This is a genomic window from Pelomonas baiyunensis (genome assembly GCF_043555935.1).
GTDB classification, from domain to species: domain Bacteria; phylum Pseudomonadota; class Gammaproteobacteria; order Burkholderiales; family Burkholderiaceae_C; genus Pelomonas; species Pelomonas baiyunensis.
Window position 1 is genome coordinate 106324 of the sequence record NZ_JBIGIB010000004.1, and the last position, 22375, is coordinate 128698.

General features: G+C 71.5%; 22 protein-coding genes and 1 tRNA gene. 16 read left to right on the forward strand and 7 right to left on the reverse strand.

Annotated features, from left to right (window positions below; all coding sequences use genetic code 11):
* The first annotated feature begins 26 nt into the window (after positions 1-26).
* The 4 genes from ACG01O_RS14665 to ACG01O_RS14680 are packed head-to-tail and all read left to right on the forward strand — an operon-like array spanning position 27 to position 1952.
* Positions 27-374, forward strand: a complete 348-nt coding sequence (locus ACG01O_RS14665) for an antibiotic biosynthesis monooxygenase family protein (protein ID WP_394385741.1) — start codon at positions 27-29, stop codon at positions 372-374.
* Positions 371-757, forward strand: a complete 387-nt coding sequence (locus tag ACG01O_RS14670; protein WP_394385742.1) for a hypothetical protein — start codon at positions 371-373, stop codon at positions 755-757. The genes ACG01O_RS14665 and ACG01O_RS14670 overlap by 4 nt, the downstream gene beginning before the upstream one ends.
* A gap of 36 nt (positions 758-793) precedes the next feature.
* Positions 794-1726 (forward strand): branched-chain amino acid transaminase, encoded by a 933-nt coding sequence (locus ACG01O_RS14675; RefSeq protein ID WP_394385743.1) that lies wholly within the window; start codon positions 794-796, stop codon positions 1724-1726.
* A gap of 10 nt (positions 1727-1736) precedes the next feature.
* On the forward strand, positions 1737-1952 hold the full coding sequence (locus ACG01O_RS14680) for a zinc-finger domain-containing protein (protein WP_394385744.1): 216 nt from the start codon (positions 1737-1739) through the stop codon (positions 1950-1952).
* Between the two features lie 66 nt (positions 1953-2018).
* Here ACG01O_RS14680 and ACG01O_RS14685 read toward each other — a convergent pair whose 3' ends face one another.
* The gene (locus ACG01O_RS14685) at positions 2019-3986 is read right to left on the reverse strand and encodes a hypothetical protein (RefSeq protein WP_394385745.1); all 1968 of its coding nucleotides are present in this window, start codon (positions 3984-3986) and stop codon (positions 2019-2021) included.
* 101 nt (positions 3987-4087) lie between these two features.
* Here ACG01O_RS14685 and ACG01O_RS14690 point away from each other — a divergent pair, with 101 nt between their 5' ends.
* The 3 genes from ACG01O_RS14690 to ACG01O_RS14700 all read left to right on the forward strand — a co-directional run bounded on the left by ACG01O_RS14690 (position 4088) and on the right by ACG01O_RS14700 (position 6150).
* Positions 4088-4543 carry a YybH family protein gene (locus tag ACG01O_RS14690; protein ID WP_394385746.1) on the forward strand — a complete coding sequence of 152 codons (456 nt, stop codon included), beginning with the start codon at positions 4088-4090 and terminating at the stop codon, positions 4541-4543.
* 115 nt (positions 4544-4658) lie between these two features.
* Positions 4659-5630 (forward strand): YheT family hydrolase, encoded by a 972-nt coding sequence (locus tag ACG01O_RS14695; protein WP_394385747.1) that lies wholly within the window; start codon positions 4659-4661, stop codon positions 5628-5630.
* Positions 5623-6150 (forward strand): DUF2946 family protein, encoded by a 528-nt coding sequence (locus ACG01O_RS14700; protein WP_394385748.1) that lies wholly within the window; start codon positions 5623-5625, stop codon positions 6148-6150. The genes ACG01O_RS14695 and ACG01O_RS14700 overlap by 8 nt, the downstream gene beginning before the upstream one ends.
* A gap of 79 nt (positions 6151-6229) precedes the next feature.
* Here the strand turns inward: ACG01O_RS14700 and ACG01O_RS14705 are convergent, their stop codons facing one another.
* Entirely contained in the window at positions 6230-6769 is a 540-nt protein-coding gene (locus ACG01O_RS14705) for a c-type cytochrome (protein ID WP_394385749.1), read from the reverse strand.
* Positions 6770-6907: 138 nt separating this feature from the next.
* Here ACG01O_RS14705 and ACG01O_RS14710 point away from each other — a divergent pair.
* Positions 6908-6983, forward strand: a tRNA-Arg gene (locus tag ACG01O_RS14710).
* Positions 6984-7045: 62 nt separating this feature from the next.
* On the opposite strand, the gene ACG01O_RS14715 is transcribed toward ACG01O_RS14710, so the two are convergent.
* Positions 7046-8923 carry a potassium transporter Kup gene (locus ACG01O_RS14715; RefSeq protein WP_394385750.1) on the reverse strand — a complete coding sequence of 626 codons (1878 nt, stop codon included), beginning with the start codon at positions 8921-8923 and terminating at the stop codon, positions 7046-7048.
* Between the two features lie 101 nt (positions 8924-9024).
* Here ACG01O_RS14715 and ACG01O_RS14720 point away from each other — a divergent pair, with 101 nt between their 5' ends.
* The 4 genes from ACG01O_RS14720 to ACG01O_RS14735 all read left to right on the forward strand — a co-directional run bounded on the left by ACG01O_RS14720 (position 9025) and on the right by ACG01O_RS14735 (position 13167).
* Positions 9025-10722 (forward strand): ExeA family protein, encoded by a 1698-nt coding sequence (locus ACG01O_RS14720; protein WP_394385751.1) that lies wholly within the window; start codon positions 9025-9027, stop codon positions 10720-10722.
* A gap of 6 nt (positions 10723-10728) precedes the next feature.
* A complete protein-coding gene (locus ACG01O_RS14725) occupies positions 10729-11460 on the forward strand; it encodes a general secretion pathway protein GspB (RefSeq protein WP_394385752.1) in 732 nt (243 codons plus the stop codon).
* A gap of 73 nt (positions 11461-11533) precedes the next feature.
* Positions 11534-12277, forward strand: coding sequence for a proteasome-type protease (locus ACG01O_RS14730; RefSeq protein WP_394385753.1), 744 nt, complete (start codon positions 11534-11536; stop codon positions 12275-12277).
* Complete coding sequence (locus ACG01O_RS14735) at positions 12274-13167, forward strand: alpha/beta fold hydrolase (RefSeq protein ID WP_394385754.1); 894 nt, start codon at positions 12274-12276, stop codon at positions 13165-13167. Before ACG01O_RS14730 ends, ACG01O_RS14735 begins: the two co-directional genes overlap by 4 nt.
* A gap of 50 nt (positions 13168-13217) precedes the next feature.
* Here the strand turns inward: ACG01O_RS14735 and nadC are convergent, their stop codons facing one another.
* The gene (gene nadC / locus ACG01O_RS14740; protein ID WP_394385755.1) at positions 13218-14108 is read right to left on the reverse strand and encodes a carboxylating nicotinate-nucleotide diphosphorylase; all 891 of its coding nucleotides are present in this window, start codon (positions 14106-14108) and stop codon (positions 13218-13220) included.
* Positions 14105-14803, reverse strand: a complete 699-nt coding sequence (locus ACG01O_RS14745) for a fumarylacetoacetate hydrolase family protein (protein ID WP_394385756.1) — start codon at positions 14801-14803, stop codon at positions 14105-14107. Before ACG01O_RS14745 ends, nadC begins: the two co-directional genes overlap by 4 nt.
* Between ACG01O_RS14745 and ACG01O_RS14750 the strand changes: the two genes are divergently transcribed.
* Positions 14802-15782, forward strand: a complete 981-nt coding sequence (locus ACG01O_RS14750) for a septal ring lytic transglycosylase RlpA family protein (protein WP_394385757.1) — start codon at positions 14802-14804, stop codon at positions 15780-15782. The genes ACG01O_RS14745 and ACG01O_RS14750 overlap by 2 nt on opposite strands.
* A gap of 51 nt (positions 15783-15833) precedes the next feature.
* Entirely contained in the window at positions 15834-17054 is a 1221-nt protein-coding gene (locus ACG01O_RS14755) for a S41 family peptidase (protein ID WP_394385758.1), read from the forward strand.
* Positions 17055-17063: 9 nt separating this feature from the next.
* Here ACG01O_RS14755 and ACG01O_RS14760 read toward each other — a convergent pair whose 3' ends face one another.
* A complete protein-coding gene (locus tag ACG01O_RS14760) occupies positions 17064-17804 on the reverse strand; it encodes an SDR family oxidoreductase (protein WP_394385759.1) in 741 nt (246 codons plus the stop codon).
* A 54-nt stretch (positions 17805-17858) separates the two neighbouring features.
* Here ACG01O_RS14760 and ACG01O_RS14765 point away from each other — a divergent pair, with 54 nt between their 5' ends.
* A complete protein-coding gene (locus tag ACG01O_RS14765) occupies positions 17859-19052 on the forward strand; it encodes a GGDEF domain-containing protein (protein WP_394385760.1) in 1194 nt (397 codons plus the stop codon).
* Positions 19049-20209 (forward strand): GGDEF domain-containing protein, encoded by a 1161-nt coding sequence (locus tag ACG01O_RS14770; protein ID WP_394385761.1) that lies wholly within the window; start codon positions 19049-19051, stop codon positions 20207-20209. The genes ACG01O_RS14765 and ACG01O_RS14770 overlap by 4 nt, the downstream gene beginning before the upstream one ends.
* A gap of 31 nt (positions 20210-20240) precedes the next feature.
* On the opposite strand, the gene ACG01O_RS14775 is transcribed toward ACG01O_RS14770, so the two are convergent.
* On the reverse strand, positions 20241-22328 hold the full coding sequence (locus tag ACG01O_RS14775) for a M13 family metallopeptidase (protein WP_394385762.1): 2088 nt from the start codon (positions 22326-22328) through the stop codon (positions 20241-20243).
* Positions 22329-22375: the final 47 nt, after the last annotated feature.

The following is a 22375-nucleotide window of genomic DNA, read 5'->3' on the forward strand; positions in this document are numbered from 1 at the left end:
CCGCTCGGCGTGGCAGGATGCGCGCCATGAACGCACTGCCCACGCCGCCCTACTACGCGGTGATCTTCACCAGCCGGCGCACGCCGGGCGACCACGGCTACGCCGACATGGCCGCCCAGATGGCCGCGCTGGCCGCACAACAACCCGGCTACCTCGGCGCGGAAAGCGCCCGCGGCGACGACGGCCTGGGGCTGACGGTGTCGTACTGGCGCAGCGAGGCCGACATCGCGGCCTGGCGCCGACACGCCGAACACCAGATCGCCCGCGACACCGGCCGGCGCGACTGGTACGCCCACTACACGCTGCGCGTGGCCAAGGTGGAGCGCGCCTACAGCTGGCAACACACCGACGGCCCGGCCGACCCGCAGCCATGAACGCCTGGATCGGAAGCGCCCTGGCGCTGCTCGGGCTGGTGTTGGGCGGCTTGCTGATGGGCTGGCAGGGCGTTTTGTTTGCCGCCACGGTGGTGGTGTTCTGGCTGCTGCTGCAGATGTCGCGCCTGCTGCGGTTGATGAAGCAGGCCGGTGCCGCGCCGCTGGGCCAGGTGTCCAACGCTGTGATGCTGGCCTCGCAGTTGCACGCGGGCATGAAGCTGGTGGACCTCATCACCCTGACCGGCAGCCTCGGTCAAGCCCAGGGCACCGACGCCTACCGCTGGCACGACGCCGCCGGTGACGCGGTGGAGGTGGTGCTGCGCAAAGGCAAGCTCGCCGAATGGCGGCTGGTGCGGGCCACCGCGCCGGCGCCGGCTCCTTAAAATCTCGGGCTTTCACCCGCACGCACTGGAGACACGATGGTTCCCGCCCCCCTGCACGACCGCGACGGCAAGATCTGGATGGACGGCCAACTCGTCGACTGGCGCGACGCCAAGATCCACGTGTTGACCCACACGCTGCACTACGGCTGCGGCGCCTTCGAGGGCGTGCGCGCCTACGACACGGTGAACGGCACGGCCATCTTCCGCCTGCAGGAGCACACCCAGCGCCTGTTCAACAGCGCCAAGATCCTGCGCATGAAGATCCCGTTCACGCAGGAGCAGGTGAACGACGCGCAGCGCGAGGTGGTGAAGGCCAACAACCTCAAGAGCGCCTACATCCGCCCGCTGATCTGGATCGGCTCCGAGAAGCTGGGCGTGAGCCCCAAGGGCAACCAGGTGCACCTGATGGTGGCTGCCTGGAGCTGGGGCGCCTACCTGGGCGAAGAAGGCATGAAGCGCGGCATCCGCGTGAAGACCAGCTCGTACACCCGCCACCACGTCAACATCACGATGACGCAGGCCAAGACGGTGTCCAACTACACCAACTCCATCCTGGCCAACATGGAAGCCACCGACGAGGGCTACGACGAAGCGCTGCTGCTCGACGCTTCGGGCTTCGTCAGTGAAGGCGCGGGCGAGAACCTGTTCGTCATCAAGAACGGCGTGGTCTACACGCCGGACCTGTCGGCCGGCGCGCTCAACGGCATCACCCGCAACACCATCTTCTCGATCTGCCAGGACCTGGGTCTGAAGCTCGTGGAAAAGCGCATCACGCGCGACGAGGTCTACATCTGCGACGAGGCCTTCTTCACCGGCACCGCCGCGGAAGTGACGCCCATCCGCGAGCTGGACCGCGTCGAGATCGGCAGCGGCAGCCGCGGCCCCATCACCGAACAAATCCAGACGGCCTTCTTTGACATCGTCAACGGCCGCAACCCCAAGTACGCCAGCTGGCTCACCGCAGTTTGAGAACAAGACTATGAGCACCACCACCCAAGCCCCCGCCACGGTCGAAGTCACGGCCAAGGACTGCAACGACAACGGCACCGTCTTCTGCCCCAACCCCAAGATGGCGCTGTGGAGCAACCACCCGCGCGTCTTCATCGACCTGGCGCACGACGGCCAGGGCAAGTGCCCGTACTGCGGCACGGCCTACAAGCTCAAGGCCGGCGAAGTCGTCGGCGGCCACCACTGAGAACCCGCCACTGAGCGGGTGCCCCGCCTGCCGCTGACACGCTCTGCTGTTCAGCGGCTCAGCACCTCACCGCATCAACGCCGCGGCAGGCTGCCGGCCTCCGCGGCGTTGTCGTTCCAGGTCGGCCTCCAGCGCCCGCTGCTCGGCCGACAGCGGCCGCACCTGACCCGCCGCCAACGCGGCCTGGTCCAGGTTCTGCCCCCAGGTCAGCCCGGGCCGCAAGGCCAGCGGCGCGGCCAGCGGGTCCAGGAAACCCGCCGGCAGCCAGGGCATGGTTTGCGCCAGCACCAGGGCCACGCGCGGCTTGATGCGCGGCTCCCCCACGCGGCCGCGCTGCCCCCAGGTCACCACCACATCGGCACTGGTGCCGCTGACGAACTGCGGCGTGATGGCCACGTCGCGCAGCACGCCGTGGCGCAGCTGCATCAGCGCCTCCTCGGCCAGCATCGCGGCGTCTTCGCGCGGCACGCTCTGGCCCGTGGGCCACGAGTAGTTGTAGTCGTCGGTCACGCGGTCGGCCGCAAAGAACCGAACGATGTCCGCCGGCTGGTAAGCCCGCTGCGTGGCGGTGGACCCCGCCCCAAAGAACTGCACGCGACCCAGGTCCACCATCTCCTGCGACGCGAACGGCAGCTGCGTTCGCAACTGCTCGGACGCCGTGCCCGACGGCACCGCCTCGTACACCCGCAGCGCCGGGTTCAGCAACAGGTGGCTGCGCGACGGCAGGAAGTCGTTCGCATGGGTCAGCTCGTGGTACAGCAAGCGCCCGAGTGCGGGCACCAGGTCGGCGCTGCTGCGCGACGCGCGCTCCAGCACCGGGCTGCGCCCGCCCACCGCCTTGTTGCCCTGCACGTAGCGCCACAGCGTGGCGTAGGCCAGGTCGTTGCCGTAGTCGCTGCGGGGGTCGGGCGCCTCGCTCACGGTGTCGCGCTCGGCGGCGGTTTGCCAGAGGTAGTCGGCGTCCAGGTAGATGGCGCCGGTGGCGCTCCAGTAGAACGCCGGACGCACCCGCCCGCCGATGACGATGGCCGTGGTGGCGTTGAGCAGGCGGCGGAAGTCGCCCTGCGTGTCTTGCTCGCGCAGGAAGGCCTCGAAGCGCTGGCCCATCCAGTCGTTGGACACCATCACCCGCGCCATCACCTGCTCCACGGTCGGCAGCTCGCCCCGGGTCTCGCTGCCCAGCACCGGCAGGCGGCCCAGGGTGCACAGGTTGGCGTTGCTCAGCGCGGGCGAGTAGACGCACTCGCGCAGCGCCGCCGCCTGCGCACTGCCCGCCAGGTACGGATACACCCGCGACGACAGATTGCCCGTGCCGAACAGGGGCGATGCGGCCGGCGACGGCGGCGGCTGCACCAGCAGGTTGAAGTCTTGCGTCAGGCTTCGGCCGTCGGCCAGCGTCACGTCGGCGCGCAACCGCAGCACGGTGTCGGCGCTCACGTCCGGTGCGGTGAAGATGACGCGCCACTGCGTGGTATCGCCCAGCGTCACCTCCGGCCCGTCCACCCGCCGCCAGCTCACGCGGGCGGTGGCGTAGTCGGCCACGGCCAGGCCGTCCACCCAGGCGCGCACCGAGGTCTTGCCGCCGCTCCACACCGAGGGCTCGCCCCGCAGCACCAGGGCCGATCCAGCCGGCGCTGCCGCCGTGAACTCGGCCTGGCCGCTGTAGCTGCCGCCACGCGCATCGGTGAAGTCCACACTGAACGCATGCCGCCCCGCCGTGGTCGGCGTCACGCTCAAGGCCTGCGACCGTGCAGACGCCAAGGCCAACGCCGCACCCCCGGTCTGGCGCCACTGCACCGTGTCCAGCCGCGCCCCCGGGCAGGCCAGCAACAGCACCTCCTGGTTGCGACCCGCCACGGGCGCCGCCGACACCGCCACGCGGGCCACCGAGCCGCTCAGGCAGTCGGCGCCCAGCGGCGGCACCGTCTGCGGACTGGGGGCCTCGCTGCCACCACCGCCCCCACCGCCGCAGGCACTCAACAGCAGAACAAGCGAAGTGGCAACCGGCAGGGCAACGGCGTGGGTCAGGCGCATGGCGAACTCGGGGCAGGCACGAACAAGCTGCAGGCAATGTAGCGGCGCCACGGCCACCCCGGCAGCTTCTGGGCCATGGCCGACTTCCTACAATCCCGCCCATGCCCCAGTCCGCCGCCAAGACCGCCGCCCTGCTCGCCTCGCCTGACGACACCGAGGCCCAGTTCTACGAGGCCCTGCAGCACGGCGACCTGGATCACCTCATGGCCCTGTGGGCCGACGACGAAGAGATCGCCTGCGTGCACCCGGGCGGGCCGCGGCTGGTGGGCATGATCGCGATTCGCGCTGCGTTCGAGGCCGTGTTCCAGCGCGGCGTCGTCAGCGTGCACCCCGAGCGCGTGCGCCGGCTGCACAGCGGCGACTGCGCCATCCACCACGTGCTCGAGCGTGTGCAACTGCATGCCGATGACAAAGGCCACACGCCCACCGCGTGGGTCATTGCCACCAACGTGTACTTGAAGACCGCGCTCGGCTGGCGCCTGGTGCTGCACCACGCCAGCCCCGGCAGCGCGGGCGACGTGCAGGAACTCGTGGCCGACGCCGGCACCCTTCATTGACCACCCCCGACCGGCTTGGCCGGCCCCCGCAAGAGGGCGCTGTCAGCGGCCTGGCAACGCCAGTTCTGCGACAGCCACGGGGCAAGACACCACACCCGCGACGCTGGAACCACTGATGCAGTACCGCGCTCCCCGCTGGCTCCCCGGCGGCCATGCCCAGACCATCTGGCCCGCCCTCTTCAGCCGCCAGCACGACGGCCCCGCCCCGCGCTGGACGCGTGAGCGCTGGGACACGCCAGACGGCGACTTCATCGACGTCGACTTCCTGGCCGACGCCCCGGCCGGCGCACCGCTGTTCGTGCTGTTCCACGGCCTGGAGGGCGACCGCACCAGCCACTCCAGCGTGGCCTTTGCCTCAGCCGCCCGCGCACGCGGCTGGGCCATGGCGCTGCCGCACTTTCGCGGCTGCTCGGGTGAGCTGAACCGCGCACCGCGCGCCTACCACTCCGGCGACTACGAAGAGGTGGGCTGGATCCTGCAGCGCCTGCGCGAGCGCCACGGCGCCCCGCTCGTCGTTGCCGGCGTCTCGCTCGGCGGCAACGCGCTGATGCGCTGGGCCGAAGAAGCCGGCCACACGGCCGCGCACGTGGCGCACGCGGTGTGCTCCATCTGCTCCCCCATCGACCTGGCCGCCGCCGGTGCGGCCATCGACCGCGGCTTCAACAAGGCGGTCTACGCGCGGCGCTTTCTGCGCACCATGATCCCCAAGGCGCTGCGCAAACTGCAGCAGCACCCGGGCCTGTTCGACGGCGACCGCCTGAAGCGCATCAGCACCATCTACGAGTTCGACAACCTCTTCACCGCGCCCCTGCACGGCTTTCGCAACACCGAGGACTACTGGGCCCGCGCGTCCGCCAAGCCGCACCTGCACCGCATCCGCATCCCGGCCCTGGTGCTGAACGCCCGCAACGACCCCTTCGTGCCCGGCCACAGCCTGCCGCACGCCGCCGAAGTGGGCGCCTGCGTCACGCTGTGGCAACCGGGGCATGGCGGTCACGTGGGCTTTCCGGCCGGCCAGGTGCCGGGCCACCTGCTGACCATGCCCGAGCAGGTGTGCGACTGGCTCGAGAGGCACGCCCATGGATGACATCGTCAAGGCCGCCCTCAAGAAGTGGCCCAACGTGCCCGCCTGCTTCGACTGGCTGGCGCTGGACGCCCGCGGCGACTGGTACATGCGCGATGAACGCATCCAGCGCGCGGGGCCGTTTCCGCAGGTCAAAGGCAGCCGCGTGGAGCACGACAAGCTCATCGCCTTCATCGGCCGCAACTACGCCTGCGACGACGCCGGCCAGTGGTACTTCCAGAACGGCCCGCAGCGCGTGTACGTGACGCTGGAATGCACGCCCTGGGTCTGGCGCCTGCAGCCCGACGGCCGCGTGCTCAGCCACACCGGCGCGCTCGCGCAGGTGCAAGGCTCGGCGCTGGATGAAGCCGGCCGGCTCTACCTCTTCACCGACCTCGGGCCGGGCCTGGTGCACACCGCCGACATGGCGCTGGCCGCTGACGCGGTGGAGCACGGCCACTGGACGCCGGAAGACGTGGCCGCCGCCGACCTGCCCGCACGCTTTCAGTTCGTGCGCCAGCCCGCGCCAGCCCAAGCCGGCTGAAGTCGTCGGCCGAACTCGACGGCCCCAGAAACGACAAAGGCTGCCGAAGCAGCCTTTGTTTTGAGTTCAACTGAACGGCTTACTGAGCCGCCGAAGCCGCCGCAGCGGGCATCTTGGGTTCGTCGAACTTGGCACCGCCCTGGTTGGCCATGTAGACCACAGCGCGCGAGATTTCGAAGTCGCTGAAATCGCCACCACCCTGCGGGCCCATGTTGCCCTTGCCCTTCAGGGCGGACGTCACCAGCGCTTCCAGGCCGGCCTTCACGCGCGGGCCCCAGGCCGCAGCGTCACCCAGCTTCGGCGCACCGGCAGCCCCGGTGGCATGGCACGCCGAGCACTGCGCCTGGAACACCTGCTCGCCCGTCTTCATGGCGCCGGCATCGTTGGCGTCCTTCACTTCCACATGACCCACCGGTGCGATGCGCTCGGCCACGGCCTGCGCGTCAAACGCTGCCGTGCCCGCGGCCGGCTTGGTGCTGGTGCTCACGTAGTTGGCCAGCATGATGATGACCACCACCGGCACCACGAAGGAAAAGAACACCGCCCAGGCCAGCTGCTTGGGGGTCTTGATCGGGCCGGTGTGGGCGTCGTCGTGGTCGTGATCGTGGCTGGCGCTCATGGATTCCTCTTGTCGATCTCGGGACTGATTCTGTCGCTCATGCCGGCACCACGCACAGCACGAAAAACCGCCGAATTATAGGCAGCCCCGCCCTCTCGGCCGTGGGTACTCACCCCCACTGCTAGAATGCGCCGCTTCGCGCCCGTAGCTCAATGGATAGAGTACTGCCCTCCGAAGGCAGGGGTTGCTGGTTCGATCCCAGCCGGGCGCGCCAAACGCAGGGCCTTGCGGCCCATGACAACGCCACCTCCGGGTGGCGTTGGCGTTTCTGGCCCGTCAGATTTGTACCCGCGTGCCCAGCTCCACCACCGCGTTGTCGGGCAGGCGGAAGAAGCGGGCCACGCCGCTGGCGTTGCGGCTCAGGGCGGCGAACAGGCGTTCGCGCCAGTGCGTCATGCCGCGGCCCGGGGTGGGCACGACGGTTTCGCGGCTCAGGAAGTAGCTGGTCTCGAACGGCGACACCGCCAGCCCGTGGGCGTTGCACAGTGCCAGTGCAGCCGGCACGTCGGGCGACTCCATGAAGCCGTAGTGCACCTGCACGCGCCAGAAGCCCGGGGCCAGGGCGGTCACGGCCACGCGTTCGTCGGCGGGCACGACCGGGCTGTCGTGGAAGGCCACGTTCAGGATGATGTTGGTCTCGTGCAGCACCTGGTTGTGCTTGAGGTTGTGCAGCAGCGCCTGCGGCACGAGGCTGGGGTCTGCCACGGCGTACACCGCCGTGCGGGCGGCCCGGTGGGCGCCGCCCAGGGCCAGGCTTTCGATGAAGGGCTCCAGCGCAAGACCGTCCTGGCGCAGGCTGGCCATCAGCAGCTCACGGCCGCGAGCCCAGGTGCTCATCAGCAGGAACAAGCCCAGGCCCAGCACCAGCGGGAACCAGCCGCCATCCAGGAACTTGATGGCGCAACCGGCCACCAGCAGCGCGTCCACGGCCAGGAAGAAGGCGGTGGCTCCCACGGCGAGGGCAGCCGGCAGGCGCCAGCCGTTGCGGATGACGAAGTAGGTGAGCACCGTGGTGATGAACATGGTGAGCGTGACGGCGATGCCGTAGGCCCCGGCCAGCGCCGACGAACTGCCGAACAGCAGCACCGCGCCAATGACACCGGCCAGCAGCGCCCAGTTCACGGCGGGCACGTAGATCTGGCCGGCCTCGGCCGCCGAGGTGTGGTGCAGCGTCAGGCGCGGCAGGAAGCCCAGCAGGATGGCCTGGCGTGTCATGGAGTACGCACCCGAGATCACTGCCTGCGACGCGATGACGGCGGCCAGCGCGGCCAGCGCCACCATGGGCAGCACCAGCGGCGCCGGGAACAGGCGGAAGAAGGGGTTCTCCAGCGCGCTGGGGTCGCCCATCAGCAGGGCACCCTGGCCGAGGTAGTTCAGCGCGAGCGACGGGAACACCAGGCCCGTCCAGGCCAGGCGGATGGGGCGGGCACCGAAGTGGCCCATGTCGGCATACAGCGCCTCGGCGCCCGTCAGGGCCAGCACGATGGCGCCCACGGCGGCAAACAGATGCCAGCCACGCTCGCTGAGGAACACCCAGGCCTGCCAGGGGTTCAGGGCCGCCAGGATGCGCGGCTCATGCACGATGTGCACCACCCCAATCGCCGCCAGCACCCCGAACCACAGCACGATGACCGGGCCGAACACGCGCCCCACCGCGGCGGTGCCGAAGCGTTGCACGAAGAACAGCGCCACCAGGATGGCAACCGAGATGGGCAGCACGTAGGGCTTGAGCGCCGGCGTGGCGACCTCCAGCCCCTCGATGGCGCCCATGACCGAGATGGCCGGCGTGATGACGCTGTCGCCATAAAACAGCGTGGCGCCGAACAGGCCCAGCAGCAGCAGGCCGCGGCGCAGGGCCGGGCGGCCTTGCACGGCTTGGGCGGCCAGGGCGGTGAGCGCCAGGGCGCCGCCTTCGCCGCGGTTGTCGGCCCGCAGGATGAGGATGACGTACTTGAGCGTGACCACCAGCATCAGCGCCCAGACGATGACCGAGGTGGCCCCGATGAGGTTGGCCGGGTTCAAGGCCACGCCGGTGGCGGGCAGGAACACTTCCTTCAGGGTGTAGAGCGGGCTGGTGCCGATGTCGCCGTAGACGACGCCGATGGCGCCCAGCGTCAACGCGGCCAGGCTGCTGCGGGTGGGGGTGGAAGACATGCGCGGAGGCGGAAGCAGAGAAGCCTCGCAGTCTGCGCAGCGCGCATCAGGAACGCATAAGGAGCCGGATGGGCGCGCCCGGGTGGGTATCCTGCCGCCCCATGTACGCGACCTTCTTCGGCTTGAAACACGCGCCGTTCTCGATCGCGCCGGACCCGCATTACCTGTTCATGAGCGAGCGCCACCGCGAGGCGCTGGCCCACCTGCTGTACGGGCTGGAGGGCGGCGGCGGCTTCGTGCTGCTGACCGGCGAGATCGGCGCGGGCAAGACCACCGTCTGCCGCTGCTTCCTGGAGCAGATTCCGGCCCACTGCAACGTGGCCTACATCTTCAACCCCAAGTTGACGGTGGTGGAGCTGCTGCAGGCCGTGTGCCACGAGTTCCGCGTGCCCGTGCCCGAGGGGGCGCAGACGGTGAAGGACCATGTCGACCCGCTGAACGACTTCCTGCTGGCGCAGCACGCGGCGGGGCGCAACAACGTGTTGATCATCGACGAGGCCCAGAACCTCTCGGCGGATGTGCTGGAGCAGCTGCGCCTGCTGACCAACCTGGAAACCTCCGAGCGCAAGCTGCTGCAGGTGGTGCTGATCGGCCAGCCCGAATTGCGCGACCTGCTGGCCCGCCCGGAGCTGGAGCAACTGGCCCAGCGCGTGATTGCGCGCTGCCACCTGGGGCCGCTGTCCGAGGCCGAAACCGCCCAGTACGTGGCCCACCGGCTGCAAGTGGCCGGGCTGACCGGCCCGCTGCCGTTTGACCGCGCGGCGCTGCAGCGCATCCACCAGCTCAGCCGCGGCGTGCCCCGGCGCATCAACCTGCTGTGCGACCGCGCCCTGCTCGGCGGCTACGCCAGCGGGCAGGCGCAGATCAACGCCCGCATCGTGAACCGCGCGGCGGCCGAGGTGTTCGACCTGCACCGCCGCACCGCCACGCGCCGCCGCAAGCGCCGCCGCGACCCGCTGGGCCTGACCCTGGTGGTGCTGGCCGCCGCCGTGGCCGGTGCGGGCCTGGCCTGGGCTGCGCTGAGCGACCGGGTCGTGCGGCCCGCCCCGGCCGCGGCGACACCGCCCCCGCCGGCCGCCCGCGCCGCCGTGTCGGCAGCATCAAACCCGGCTCGGGCTCCCGCCGCATCGGCGCCGACACGTGCCCCAGCGCCCGCCGCATCCGCACCAGCCGCCACCTGGCATCTGGCCGACTGGACACCCCGCGAGGCCGACGCCGGCCCCGCGCTGGCCCAGCGCTGGCAATGGGCACTCCCGCCCGGTGCCGACCTGTGCGCCAGCGCCCCGGCGCAGGGCCTGCTGTGCCACCGCAGCAGCGCGGGCAGCCTGTCGCTCATCACGTTGATGGACCGCCCGGTGCTGCTGAACCTGCAACGCCCGACGCCAGCCGGCACCGCCACCGGGGCTGCCAGTGGGTGGGTCACACTGCTGGGCCTCACGGCCAGCCACGCCACGCTGCAGGCGGACGGCCAGCCGCGCACCGTGCCGCTGGACGAACTGGCCCGGGCCTGGCGCGGCGAGTTCATCACGCTGTGGCGGCCGCCGCCGGGCTACGCCCACCGCAACGACAACCCCGGGCCGCTGCGCCAGTGGCTGGCCACCGAACTGGCCCGGGTGGCCGGCACGCCCGCAGCGTCCCCCTCCGCCCGGCTGGCGGACCTGAGCCGCCAGCTGCAAACCTTCCAGGCCAGCCAGGGCCTGCAACCCGACGGCCGGCTCGGCCCTGTCACGCTGATGCGCCTGAGCCGCGCCGCCGGCGTGGACGAACCGCGCCTGGCCCCGGCCCGCCGCCCCGAGTGAAGCGCCATGTCCTACATCCTTGAAGCCCTGCGCCGCGCCGAGGCCGAACGTGAACGCGGCCAGGTGCCCGGCCTGCACACCCCCGTGGCCGCTGCACCCGCCCCCGCGGCCAGCGGCGCAACCGCCCGCCGCTGGGCACCTTGGCTGGGCGGCGCCGCGCTGTGCCTGGCGGGTGCGGCCCTGGGCGCCTGGTGGACCTGGGGCGGCCGCGCACAGCCCGCGGCACTGCCCGCCACGGCAGAGCCGGCCCGCGTGACCGCGGCGCCCGTGAACGCTGCACCTGAAACCGCCACACCCCGTGGCATCGCCCCCGAAACGCCCCCCGTCCCGGCCGTGGCAACAGCCCCAGCGCCTCTGGCCGTGGCGGCTGCACCGGCCCCCGTGGCCACGGCACCGGCCCCCATGGCCGCGCCAGCGCCCGCCGCTGCCGCCGCCGCCGAGCCCCCCACCCCCCGCAGCGCCCGCCCGGCCCCACGCCCGGCGGAGGCCGCCGCACCCGCGCCGGCCGCGCGCTTGCCGGTGCCCGCCGAGCTGCCCGAGGCCCTGCGCCGCGAGCTGCCCAAGCTGGCCGTGGGCGGCTCGGTGTATTCCGACGACCCCGCCGCCCGGCTGGTGGTACTCAACGGCGAGGTGCTGCACGAGGGCGACCGCATCGGCGCCGACCTGCAGCTGGAGCGCATCGCGCCGCGCGAACTGGTGCTGCGCTTCAAGGGGCAGCGGCTGCGGCTGCCGATGTAGCCCGGCGGCTGCGGCCGGGCCGGATCAGGCCGGGCGCCGATAATCCGGTCCTTCCGTTGTACGCCCGCTGCCCATGACTTACTGCGTCGCGATGCGCCTGCGCTCAGGCCTGCTGTTTGCCTCCGACACCCGCACCAACGCGGGCGTCGACCACATCGCGAGCTTTCGCAAGATGTACCAGTTCCAGATCCCGCACCAGCGCGAGATCGTGCTGCTGACGGCCGGCAACCTGGCCACCACGCAGTCGGTGCTGTCGCTGCTGAACGCGCGGCTCAAGGGCGACGAAGAACACCTGCTGAACGTGCCCAGCCTGTACGACGCCGCCGTGCTGGTGGGCCGCACGCTGAAAGAAGTGGTGGCACGCGACAGCAATGCCGGCACGCTGAGCCAGGGCGTGGACTTCGGTGCCAACTTCCTGCTGGGCGGGCAGATCCAGGGCGAAGGCCCGCGCCTGTTCCACATCTACCCGCAGGGCAACTTCATCGAAGCCACGGAAGACACGCCCTACTTCCAGATCGGCGAGAGCAAGTACGGCAAGCCCATCATCGACCGCGTGATCCGTTACGAGACCACCGCGCTGGAAGAGGCGGCCAAGTGCACGCTGGTGAGCTTTGACTCCACCATCCAGTCCAACCTGTCGGTGGGCCTGCCCATCGACATGCTGATGCTGCGTGCCAACCAGTTCGAGCAGGCCATGCAGCCGCCGCACCGCATCGAGCGCGACGACCCCTACTTCCTCGCGCTGCGCAAGGGCTGGAGCGCCGGCCTGCGCAAGGTGTTCGACGAACTGCCCAACGAGCCGTGGTTCACCGCGTGAGCCCCGCGCTCACGCTGACCGCCTGGTCGCACGCCTCCCCCGTCACGGGCACGGTGCTGCGCGGCTGGTGCAGCGCACCCAGCGGCAAGCCGCTGCTGCACGTGCTGCACGGCAACGGCTTTTGCGGCCGGGTGTACGAGCCGCTGCTGCAACACCTGGCGGCCGACTTCGACCTGTGGCTGTGTGACGCCCCCGGTCACGGCGACAGCGACCCCGCGCCGCGCTTTCCCGGCTGGAACACCTGCGCCGACGCCGCGCTGGAGGCCTTCCAGGCCGGCCGTGGCCGGTTTGGCGACGTGCCCTGCTTTGCGCTGGGCCACAGCTTTGGCGGGGTGCAAACCGCACTGCTGCTGGCCGAGCCGGGCCAGCCCTTCGCGCGCGCGGCGCTGCTGGACCCGGTGCTCTTCCCGCCGCCCATGCTGCTGACGGCACAACTGATCGGCCGCGTGGGCAGCGGCCTGGCCAACCCGCTGGCGCGCGCCACGCGCCGCCGCCGCCGTGAGTGGCCCAGCCGCGACGACGCCCGCGAGCGCCTGCGCGGCCGCGGCACGTACCGCGGCTGGACGGAAGCCGCGCTGGACGCCTTCGTCACCCACGCCCTGCGCGACACGCCCGAGGGCCAGGTGGCGCTGAAGTGTTCGCCGGAGCTGGAGTCCACCATCTTCAGCACCATGCCCCAGCAGCTTTGGAGCCGGCTGCGGCGCATTGCGGTGCCCACGCTGCTGGTGCACGGCGTGGACACCATGCCCTTCGTGAAGGTGGGCTGCGGCCGGGCGCACCGGCACAACCCTTCGCACCTGCACGTGCAGGTCACGGCCGGCGGCCACTGCTTCATGCAGGAAGACCCGGCCGACGCGGCTGCCCGCGTGCGGGCGCACCTGTTGGGTTGAGCCCGCCCGGCTGAGCCCGCAGGCTCAGGCCACCGACTCAGGGCGCTGACTCAGACAGCAGGGGCGCCCTCAGCGTCAATGGGGCCCAGCACGCGCATGGAGTAGTCCACCGCGCGCACATCCTTGGTCAGCCGGCCGATGGAGATGCGGTCCACGCCGGTGGCTGCAATCCAGCGCAGCTGGTCCAGCGCCACGCCGCCGGACACCTCCAGCAGCGCGCGACCCTGGTTCACCGCCACGGCCTCGCGCATCTGCGCCTCGGTGAAGTTGTCCAGCAGCACGCTCACCGCACCAGCCCCCAGGGCCTCGTGCAGCTGGGCGATGGTCTCCACCTCCACCTGGATGTCCACGCCCGCGTTCAGTGCCTGGGCGGCCTGCAGCGCGGCGGCCACGCCACCGGCCGCGGCGATGTGGTTCTCCTTGATCAGGATGCCGGCATACAGCGCCAGGCGCTGGTTCTGCCCGCCGCCCACCGTCACGGCGTACTTCTGCGCCAGGCGCAGGCCCGGCACGGTCTTGCGGGTGTCGAGGATGGCGCAGCCGCGCCGGTTGGGGCTGGCGCCGGCCACGGCGTCCACGTGGGCCCGCGTCACGGTGGCCGTGCCCGACAGCAACTGCAGGAAGTTCAGCGCCGGGCGCTCGGCGCTCAGCAGCCGCCGGCCGTCGGCCTCGATGCGGCACACCAGGGTGTCAGCGGTCATCACCGCGCCTTCGTCGTACAGCCAGGTGATGCGGGCGCTCGGGTCCAGCGCGGCGAACACGCCGTCGAACCAGTCACGGCCGCACAGCACGGCTTGCTCACGCACGCGCACCTGCGCGGCCACGCGGCGGCCGGCGGGCACCAGCTGCGCCGTCCAGTCGCAGCGGCCGATGTCTTCGGCCAGCGCGTCGCGAATGTTGCGCTCGCGCGCCTGGGCCAGGGTCTCTTCGGTAAACATCATTCGGCCGGCCCCACGGTGACGGCGATGTCGCCCAGGCCTTCGATGCGGCCGGTGATCACGTCTCCCGCCACCACCGCGCCGACGCCGGCCGGCGTGCCGGTGTAGATCAGGTCGCCGGGGTGCAGGCGGTACAGCTGGCTCAGGTTGGCCACGATCTCGGCCGGGCTCCAGATCATGTCGGCCAGGTCGCCCCGTTGCTTCTCCACGCCATTCACGGCCAGCGTGATCGCGCCGCGGGTGAGGCGCCCCACGTCGCTCACGCGCACGATCTCGCCCAGGATGGCCGACTGATCAAAGCCCTTGGCCGTGTCCCAGGGCTTGCCGGCGGCCTTGGCGGCGGCTTGCAGGTCGCGGCGGGTCATGTCCAGGCCCGGCGCGTAGCCCCAGATCGCAGCCTCGGCCGCCTCGGGCGTGACCTTGAACACCGGGGCGCCCAGCGCCAGCACCAGCTCCATCTCGTGGTGGTAGTTGCTCGTCTCGGTGGGGTAGGGCACGGTGGCGCCCGAGGGGGTCAGCGCGTGCGCGGGCTTGGTGAAATAGAACGGCGCTTCACGCGTCGGGTCCGACCCCATCTCCCGGGCATGATCGGCATAGTTGCGGCCCACGCAGAAGATGCGCCGCACCGCGTAACGCGCCGGGGTGCCACGCACCGTGGCGCTTGGAATTTCAGCCGGAGGGAAGACGAAGTTGCTCATGGCATGGCATCGACGATGGAACGAGGGCGCACAGCATACTGGGGCGGCCCTGACGGCGCTGGTGCTGCTGGTGTTGGCACTGTTGAGCGGCTGCGCCTCCCGCCCGGTGGCCCCGCCCGCGGCCGAGCGCGACGGCCCCGGCCCCACGCCGCCGGCCTCGCTGGCCCAACTGGCCCAGGTGCCCGACGCCGTTCCCCGCCTGGAGGCCATCCGCGTGGGCGGGCCGAACAAGCCCTATGAAGTGGCCGGCGAGCGCTACGAGCCCCTGACCGCCGATGTGCCCTTCAGCGAACGCGGCCTGGCCTCGTGGTACGGCAACAAGTTCCACGGCCGGCCCACCTCCAGCGGCGAGGTCTACAACATGTACGCCATGACGGCCGCCCACCCGACGCTGCCGATTCCGAGCTACGCCCGGGTGCGCAACCCGGCGAACGGCCGCGAGGTGACCGTGCGCATCAACGACCGCGGGCCGTTCCACAAGGGCCGGGTCATCGACCTCAGCTACACCGCCGCCTTGAAGCTGGACCTGCTGCGCGGCGTGGCGCCGGTGGAGGTGCGCCGCATCACCTACGCCGAGATCCGCGCCGGCCTGGGCGTGCCCAGCCCCACCGAGCCCGCCCCGGTGTTCGTGCCGGACCCCGCCCCCGGCGGGCCACTGCGAGACACCACGCCCCGTGCCACCACGCCGACGCCCGCGCCGACGCCCACGGCCACGCCCGCAGCGCCCGGCGCCCCCGCAGCGCCGGGCATCCACTGGCTGCAGTTCGGCGCCTTCAACCGGCTGGACGGCGCCGAGGCCCTGCGCCAGAAGGTGGGCGCGGCCGACCTGGCCCTGCTGCCGCTGCTCACCATCGTGCGCGAAGCCGGCCGCCACCACCTGCGCGCCGGCCCCTTCCCCAGCCTGGACGAGGCCCGCGCCACCGCCGCCCGCCTGCGCCTCGACCTGGGGCTGGACCCCATGCTGGTGGAAAAGCGCTGACCCGCCCTCCCCGCAGCGTTCTGTTCACCCCCTTCAAACCCATTCAGCCCCATGCCCACCCCTGCCCTGCACTGCGGCCTGCGCGCCGGCGCCTCCACCCTGGCCGCAGCCATGCTCGCGTCCATTGCACCCATCGCACTGGCCGACCCGCTGCCCCCTCAGGTGACGGAATCGCTGCGGGCCGTGGCCAGCAGCTACCAGGCGATCCAGTCGGACTACGTCACGCCGGTGGACGGCACGCAGCTGCTGAGCGCCTGCATGAAGGGCATGTTCAAGTCGTTGGACGCGTCGTCCGCCCACCTGGACGGCCCCGCCCTGGCCGCGCTGACCGGCCCCCGCCCGCGCGACACCGCCGGCATCGGCGTCGAGCTGACCCAGCGCGCCGGCCTCCCCACGGTGGTGAGCACCAGCCCCGGCTCGCCCGCGGAAACGGCCGGTCTGCGCCCGCGCGACTTCTTGCTGGAGATCGACGGCGAATCGCTGGAAGAAGCCGACCCGGCGCAGGCCATCGCGCGGCTCAACGGCCCGGCGGGCTCCACCGTGACCGTGACGCTGCGCCGCCCCGGGGAATCGGCCCCGCGCACGCTGAGCCTGGTGCGGGTCGTCGGCCGGGTGCCACCCATCGTCCGCACGCGCGGGCCCGACGACATCGGCTACCTGCGCCTGTACAGCCTGCTGGAGGCCACGCCGGGCGAGCTGCGCCGCGAGTTCAACGCGCTGCAGCAAGGCGGCCCGCTGCGCGGCCTGGTGCTGGACCTGCGCCGCTCGCCCGGTGGGCTGCTGAACGCCAGCATCGAGATCGCGGCCATGTTCCTGCCGCCAGATGCGGTCATCGCGCGCAGCGAGGGCCGGGTGGCCGAGGCCACGCAAACCTTCACCGCCAACCGGGCCGAGGTGCAAAAGCTGGCCCGCACACCCCGCCAGCCCTGGCCCGAAGCCCTCACCTCCGTGCCCCTGGTGGTGCTGGTGGACAGCGGCACCGCGTCGGGCGCGGAGATCCTGGCGGCGGCGCTGCGCGACAACGGCAGGGCGCGCCTGATCGGCAGCAAGACCTTCGGCCGCGGCAGCGTGCAGACGGTGCGCATGATCTCGCCCACCAGCGCCATCAAACTGACCACGGCGCTGTACCGCACGCCGGCCGGCGAGATGCTGCAAGGCCGCGGCCTGGCGCCCGATGAGGCGGTGCCGGAGTTGGAGTTGTTCAGCCAGGCCGGCAGCGCCAACGACCCAGCCCTGGCCCGCGCCCGCGCCCTGCTGGCCGCGCGCCCCTGACGCCACCGGTCAGCGCCCGCCGGCCACGTCCAGGATGGCGCCCACCGTGTAGCTCGCCGCCGGGCTCAGCAGCCAGACAATGGCCTCGGCCACTTCTTCGGCCCGGCCCAGGCGCTGGATGGGGATGCCGGCGGCCGCGGCGTGCGGGTCCATGTGACTGTCGGCATGGATGTCGGTGTCGATGATGCCGGGGCGCACGCCGTTCACACGGATGCCCTCGGCGATCAGCTCACGCGCCAGGCCCAGGGTCAGCGTGTCCACTGCGCCCTTGGTGGCGGCGTAGTCCACATAAATGCCGGCCGAGCCGTACACCGCCGCGCGTGAACTCAGGTTGACGATGGCGCCGCCCGCCCCGCCCCGGGCCTGGCTCATGCGCGCCGCCGCGTGCTGGCAGCAGCGCAGCGTACCGATCACGTTGACGTCGAACAAGCGCTGCCAGCGGGCGCTGTCCATCGCCGCCAACCGGGCCGCCGGGGCCACGATGCCCGCGTTGTTCACCAGCCCGGCCAGCGCGCCGCCCGCGGCGTCCAGTTGCTGGAACATGGCGGCCACCTGGGCGTCATCGGCCACATCGGCCGGCAGCACCAGTGCCCGCACGCCCAGCGCCCGCACCTGCGCGGCCACGGCTTCGGCCGCTGCCAGATCGCGCACGCAGTTCAGCGCCACGTCCCACCCGGCCCGCGCACAGCACAGCGCCGTGGCCGCGCCAATGCCGCGAGACCCACCCGTGATCAATAGCCAGGTCGACATGCCTGGCATTGTGTCGTTCTCGGAGAAGATGCAAGCCCTGACACCCGGCCCCGCATGGATTTCCTCGACGTTCCCACCGTCCTTCAAGTCAGCGCCCTGTTCAACGTGGTCGCGGCGCTGGCATGGCTGGGGCTGGCGCAGGTGTTCCGCATCGCCCCACGCGCCAGCCGGCTGATGGCGGCCGGCCACCTGCTGCGCTTCGCCACCCACGGCTGCGCCGACTGCATGGCGGATTGGCCCGACGTGCTGCGCCAAGGCGTGCCGGAGCTTGGCCTGCTGGGCAGCATGCTGCTGCTGGTGATGGCCCTGCGCCGCATGTTGCGCAGCCGCCAACGACCGCACGACCTGCAGTGGCTGGGCACGCTCGGGGCCTTGGGCATCGGGGCGGGGCTGGCCAGCGGCTCGGGCCTGGCGCCGCAGCTGGCCGGCACGATCAGCACCAGCGCGCTGGCCTTGCTGGCGGTGCGCGAGGTGGCTCGGGGCCTGGGCCCGCAGCGCTCACGGCTGATCGCCCTCGGCATGACCGCGCCCTTCGTCGGCCTGGCCCTGCTGGGCCTCGGGCACACGGCCGAGCTGCTGTTCACGCCCGGCTGGGAAGACCACGTGCGCCTGGGCGTGTTGCCCACCCCGCAGCGGGCGGTGCTGTGGTTCGTGGTCACGGCCACGATCACGCTCAACTTGATCGCCCTGATGATCTGGCGGCTGATCGCCCGCATCGAGCACCTCACCCACCGCGACCCGCTCACCGGCGCGCTGAACCGCCGCGCGTTCGAGCGGGCACTGACCGACGCACAAGCCCAGCTGCAACGCGGCCGTGGCTTTGCGCTGGCCATTATGGACATCGACCATTTCAAGCGCGTCAATGACGGCCACGGCCACGCGGCCGGTGACGCCGCCTTGCAGCACTGCGTGCGCGTGTGGCAACGCCACCTGCGCGCCGTGGACCGGCTGGGGCGGCTGGGCGGCGAGGAGTTCTGCGTGCTGATGCCGCTGGCGCAGCCGGGCGACCTGGCCGGCGCCGCCACCGTGGCCGAGCGCCTGCGCGTGCAGCTGGCGGCCGAGCCGCTGGAATGGAAGGGCCAGCCCCTGACGCTGACCTGCAGCGTGGGCGTGGCCCTGCCCAGCGAGGGCGACCCCCACGGCGAGGTGGGCTTGGTGCGGGCCGACGCCGAGCTCTACCGCGCCAAGGCCGAGGGCCGCAACCGGGTGTGCGTGGCCACGCCGCTGACGGCAGACCCCGTGTCATGACCACCCTCGCGCAAACCCAAACCCTGCTGGCCAGCGTGGTGCTGGTGGCGGCCATGGCTTCGCTGGTGTGGCTGGCCATGGCCTTCGTCGGCCGCCTGGCGCCGCGCGCCTCGCTGGCCATGGCCGGCGCCAACGCCGCCTCGGCCCTGGGCCTGTCCGCCCAGGCCCTGCGCGGCCGCTGGCCCGATGCCCTGGCCTACTGGCCCGGGGACCTGCTGTCCATGCTCGGCTTTGCCTTGCTGGGCGCTGCCGTGGGCCTGGTGACCGAGCGACAACTGCGCTGGCGCGTGGCCAGCGCCACGGTGGCCGTGGCCGGCGCGCTGCTGCTGGCCCAACCGTACGAGGGCGACCTGCGCTGGCAGGCGCTCATCGTCAGCGGCGCCAGCGCAGGCCTCGTGGGCGTGGCAGCCCTGCGGGCCTGGCGGGTGCTGCGGGCGGGCACCATCGCCGGCCGGTCGCTCGGCGGGCTGACGCTGCCGCTGTTCCTGATTGCCAGCCTGATGGCCGCCCGCTGCGTGGAGGCGGCGATCAACCCGCTGACCACCACCAACATGCTCACGCCCAACGCCTTCAACCGGGCGTTCCTTTGGACGGCGCTGGGCCTGACCCTGCTGCAAAACGCCACGCTGGCCGTGCTGGTGCTGATGCGGCTGATCGCCCGCATCGAGCGCCTGTTGGCGCACGACCCCTTGACCGGCGTGCTCAACCGCCGGGCGTTCGACCTGGCGCTGGCCGAGGCGCACGACGCCCTGCACCGCGGCCAGGGCTACGCGCTGGTGATGATCGACATGGACCGCTTCAAGCAGCTCAACGACACCCTGGGCCACGCCGCGGGCGACGCCGCGCTCCGGCAGCTGGTGCAGGGCCTGCAGCCCTGCGTGCGCGAGGTGGACCGCTTCGGCCGCCTGGGGGGCGAGGAGTTTTGCGTGCTGCTGCCCGACACCGACATCGCCGGCGCGGCGCTGGTGGCCGAGCGCATGCGCATGCTGGTGGACACCACGCCGCTGCGCTGGCTGGAGCAAGACTGGCCGCTGAGCGCCAGCTTCGGCATCGCCGAGGCCGAACGCAGCGACGCCCAAGCCAGTGAGGTGCTGGCCCGGGCCGACGCGGCGCTCTACCGCGCCAAGGGCCAGGGCCGCAACGTGGTGCAGGCCTGAACGGAACGGGCGGCAGCGCCGCCCGCGGCCGTCACCACACCTTGCAGTGCTCGCCGGGCTTCTTCACGAGCTTGGCACCGGGCTTGCAGGCGAAGGCTTTCTCGAACTCCGGCATGTTCACCACCACGCCGTTGATGCGCCAGCGGGCCGGGGAGTGCGGGTCCACCTTGGCTTGCACGCGCAGGGCCTCGGGGCGGGCGTCGGCGCAGTCCCACTGCGCAAAGCCCACGAAGAAGCGCTGCTCGGGCGTCATGCCGTCACGGTTTTCCAGCGTGCGGCCCTTCATGTGGGCCTTCCAGGCTTCCCAGGCCAGCACCAGGCCACCCAGGTCGGCCAGGTCTTCGCCCAGCGTGAGCTTGGAGTTGATCTTGATGTCGTCCACCACCGGGTAGGTGGCGTACTGGTCGGCCACGCAGGCGGCACGCTTCTCGAAGGCCTGGCCGTCTTTCTTGGTCCACCAGTTCTTGAGGTTGCCTTGGGCATCGAACTGGCGGCCTTCGTCGTCGAAGCCGTGGATCAACTCGTGGCCGATGGTGCCGCCGGTGTTGCCGTAGTTGGGCGCTTCGTCCAGGCGCGGGTCGTACAGCGGGGCCTGCAGCACGCCGGCGGGGAAGTTGATGTCGTTCTTCTGCGCGTCGTAGTAGGCGTTGACGGTCTGGGGCGTCATGCTCCATTCGCCGCGGTCGATGGGCTGGCCGATCTTGGCGAGTTGCCGGCGCGCCTCGAAGGCGTTGCCGCGCGTCACGTTGCCCAGGAAGTCGCCGCGCTGCACGGTGAAGGCGCTGTAGTCGCGCCAACGGTCGGGGTAGCCCACCTTGTTCAGGATGGCCTGCAGCTTGGTGTGGGCGCGGGCCTTGGTTTCGGCGCTCATCCAGGTCAGGCCGTCGATGCTGCGGGCCATGGCGGCCTCGATCTCATCGGTCATCTGCACCGTGGCGGCCTTGAGGTCGGGCGTGAAGTTGCGCGCCACGAACTCCTGGCCCAGCGCCTCGCCCAGCTGCACGTCCACCAGCTGCACGCAGCGCTTCCAGCGGGCCTTGAGCTGCGGGGTGCCGGTCAGCGTCTGGCCGTAAAAGTCGAAGTTGGCCTGCACCAGGGCGTTGTTCAGCGCCGGGCTCAGGCTGCTGACGACCTGCCAGCGCAGGTAGGTTTGCAGCTCGGCCACGGGCAAGGCCTTCAGCCGCGCGCCCAGGGCCTTGAAGAAGGCGGGCTCCGTCACGTTGTAGCGCGCCTGGCCGGGCGCAGTGCCCAGCGCGGTCTGGTAGGCCGCCCAGTCGAAGCCGGGGGTCAGGGCCTGCAGGCCGCGGGCGTCAACGACGTGGAAGGTCTTGTACGGGTCGCGCTTGTCGACCTTGCTCAGCGAGGCCCGGGCCAGCACGGTCTCGGTGGCCAGCACGCTGCGGGCGGCGGCCTGGGCCGCGGCCGGCGTGTCACCGAGCAGCACGAACACCTGGGCCACATGGGCCTCGTAGGCGGTGCGGATCTTGAGCGTCTTTTCGTCGCGCTTGAGGTAGTAGTCGCGGTCGGGCAGGCCCAGGCCGCCGGCGTAGGCAAAGGCGATCTGGCGCGTGGCGTCGGCAAAGTCCTGCCCGGCGCTGAAGCCGAAGAACAGCCGCTCGCCGCCCGCCGCCAGTTGCAGCTCGGCCAGAAGGGCTGGCAGCTCGCGCTTGTCCTTCAGCGCGGCGATGCGGTCCAGCAGCGGTTGCAGGGGCTTGAGGCCCGCGGCCTGCACCGCGCCTTCGTCCATGCAGCTGGCGAAGTAGTCGCCCAGCTTGGTCTGGTTGAGCGAGCGCTCGACACCCGCCGGCGCGGGGGCCGCCAGGCCGTCCAGCACGCCCCAGAGGTAGCGCTGGTTTTCATTGGCCATCTTGGCGTAGACCGACCAGCGCGACTGGTCCGCCGGGATCGGGTTGGTCTTGCTCCACGACCCGCAGGCGAAGCGGTAGAGGTCGTCGCAGGGGTCGGCGGTGCGGTCCATGGCCGTCACGTCCAGGCTGGGCGTGTAGGGCAGGGCCTCCAAGGGCGTTTCGGGGGTGGCGTGGGCCGATTGGGCGACTGATTGGGTGGCCAATTGGGTGGCCAAGGTGGCGGCCAGCGCCGGGAGCAGCAAGCGTTTCATGGGGACGACGCAAATTTGAAGTGGCGCGATTGTGCGGGGCCGCGCCC

Coding starts and splice junctions, on each gene's coding strand:
- ACG01O_RS14665 (WP_394385741.1), top strand. CDS start 27: ATGAACGCACTGCCCACGCCGCCCTACTACGCGGTGATCTTCACCAGC.
- ACG01O_RS14670 (WP_394385742.1), top strand. CDS start 371: ATGAACGCCTGGATCGGAAGCGCCCTGGCGCTGCTCGGGCTGGTGTTG.
- ACG01O_RS14675 (WP_394385743.1), top strand. CDS start 794: ATGGTTCCCGCCCCCCTGCACGACCGCGACGGCAAGATCTGGATGGAC.
- ACG01O_RS14680 (WP_394385744.1), top strand. CDS start 1,737: ATGAGCACCACCACCCAAGCCCCCGCCACGGTCGAAGTCACGGCCAAG.
- ACG01O_RS14685 (WP_394385745.1), bottom strand. CDS start 3,986: ATGCGCCTGACCCACGCCGTTGCCCTGCCGGTTGCCACTTCGCTTGTT.
- ACG01O_RS14690 (WP_394385746.1), top strand. CDS start 4,088: ATGCCCCAGTCCGCCGCCAAGACCGCCGCCCTGCTCGCCTCGCCTGAC.
- ACG01O_RS14695 (WP_394385747.1), top strand. CDS start 4,659: ATGCAGTACCGCGCTCCCCGCTGGCTCCCCGGCGGCCATGCCCAGACC.
- ACG01O_RS14700 (WP_394385748.1), top strand. CDS start 5,623: ATGGATGACATCGTCAAGGCCGCCCTCAAGAAGTGGCCCAACGTGCCC.
- ACG01O_RS14705 (WP_394385749.1), bottom strand. CDS start 6,769: ATGAGCGCCAGCCACGATCACGACCACGACGACGCCCACACCGGCCCG.
- ACG01O_RS14715 (WP_394385750.1), bottom strand. CDS start 8,923: ATGTCTTCCACCCCCACCCGCAGCAGCCTGGCCGCGTTGACGCTGGGC.
- ACG01O_RS14720 (WP_394385751.1), top strand. CDS start 9,025: ATGTACGCGACCTTCTTCGGCTTGAAACACGCGCCGTTCTCGATCGCG.
- ACG01O_RS14725 (WP_394385752.1), top strand. CDS start 10,729: ATGTCCTACATCCTTGAAGCCCTGCGCCGCGCCGAGGCCGAACGTGAA.
- ACG01O_RS14730 (WP_394385753.1), top strand. CDS start 11,534: ATGACTTACTGCGTCGCGATGCGCCTGCGCTCAGGCCTGCTGTTTGCC.
- nadC (WP_394385755.1), bottom strand. CDS start 14,108: ATGATGTTTACCGAAGAGACCCTGGCCCAGGCGCGCGAGCGCAACATT.
- ACG01O_RS14750 (WP_394385757.1), top strand. CDS start 14,802: ATGGCATGGCATCGACGATGGAACGAGGGCGCACAGCATACTGGGGCG.
- ACG01O_RS14745 (WP_394385756.1), bottom strand. CDS start 14,803: ATGAGCAACTTCGTCTTCCCTCCGGCTGAAATTCCAAGCGCCACGGTG.
- ACG01O_RS14755 (WP_394385758.1), top strand. CDS start 15,834: ATGCCCACCCCTGCCCTGCACTGCGGCCTGCGCGCCGGCGCCTCCACC.
- ACG01O_RS14760 (WP_394385759.1), bottom strand. CDS start 17,804: ATGTCGACCTGGCTATTGATCACGGGTGGGTCTCGCGGCATTGGCGCG.
- ACG01O_RS14765 (WP_394385760.1), top strand. CDS start 17,859: ATGGATTTCCTCGACGTTCCCACCGTCCTTCAAGTCAGCGCCCTGTTC.
- ACG01O_RS14770 (WP_394385761.1), top strand. CDS start 19,049: ATGACCACCCTCGCGCAAACCCAAACCCTGCTGGCCAGCGTGGTGCTG.
- ACG01O_RS14775 (WP_394385762.1), bottom strand. CDS start 22,328: ATGAAACGCTTGCTGCTCCCGGCGCTGGCCGCCACCTTGGCCACCCAA.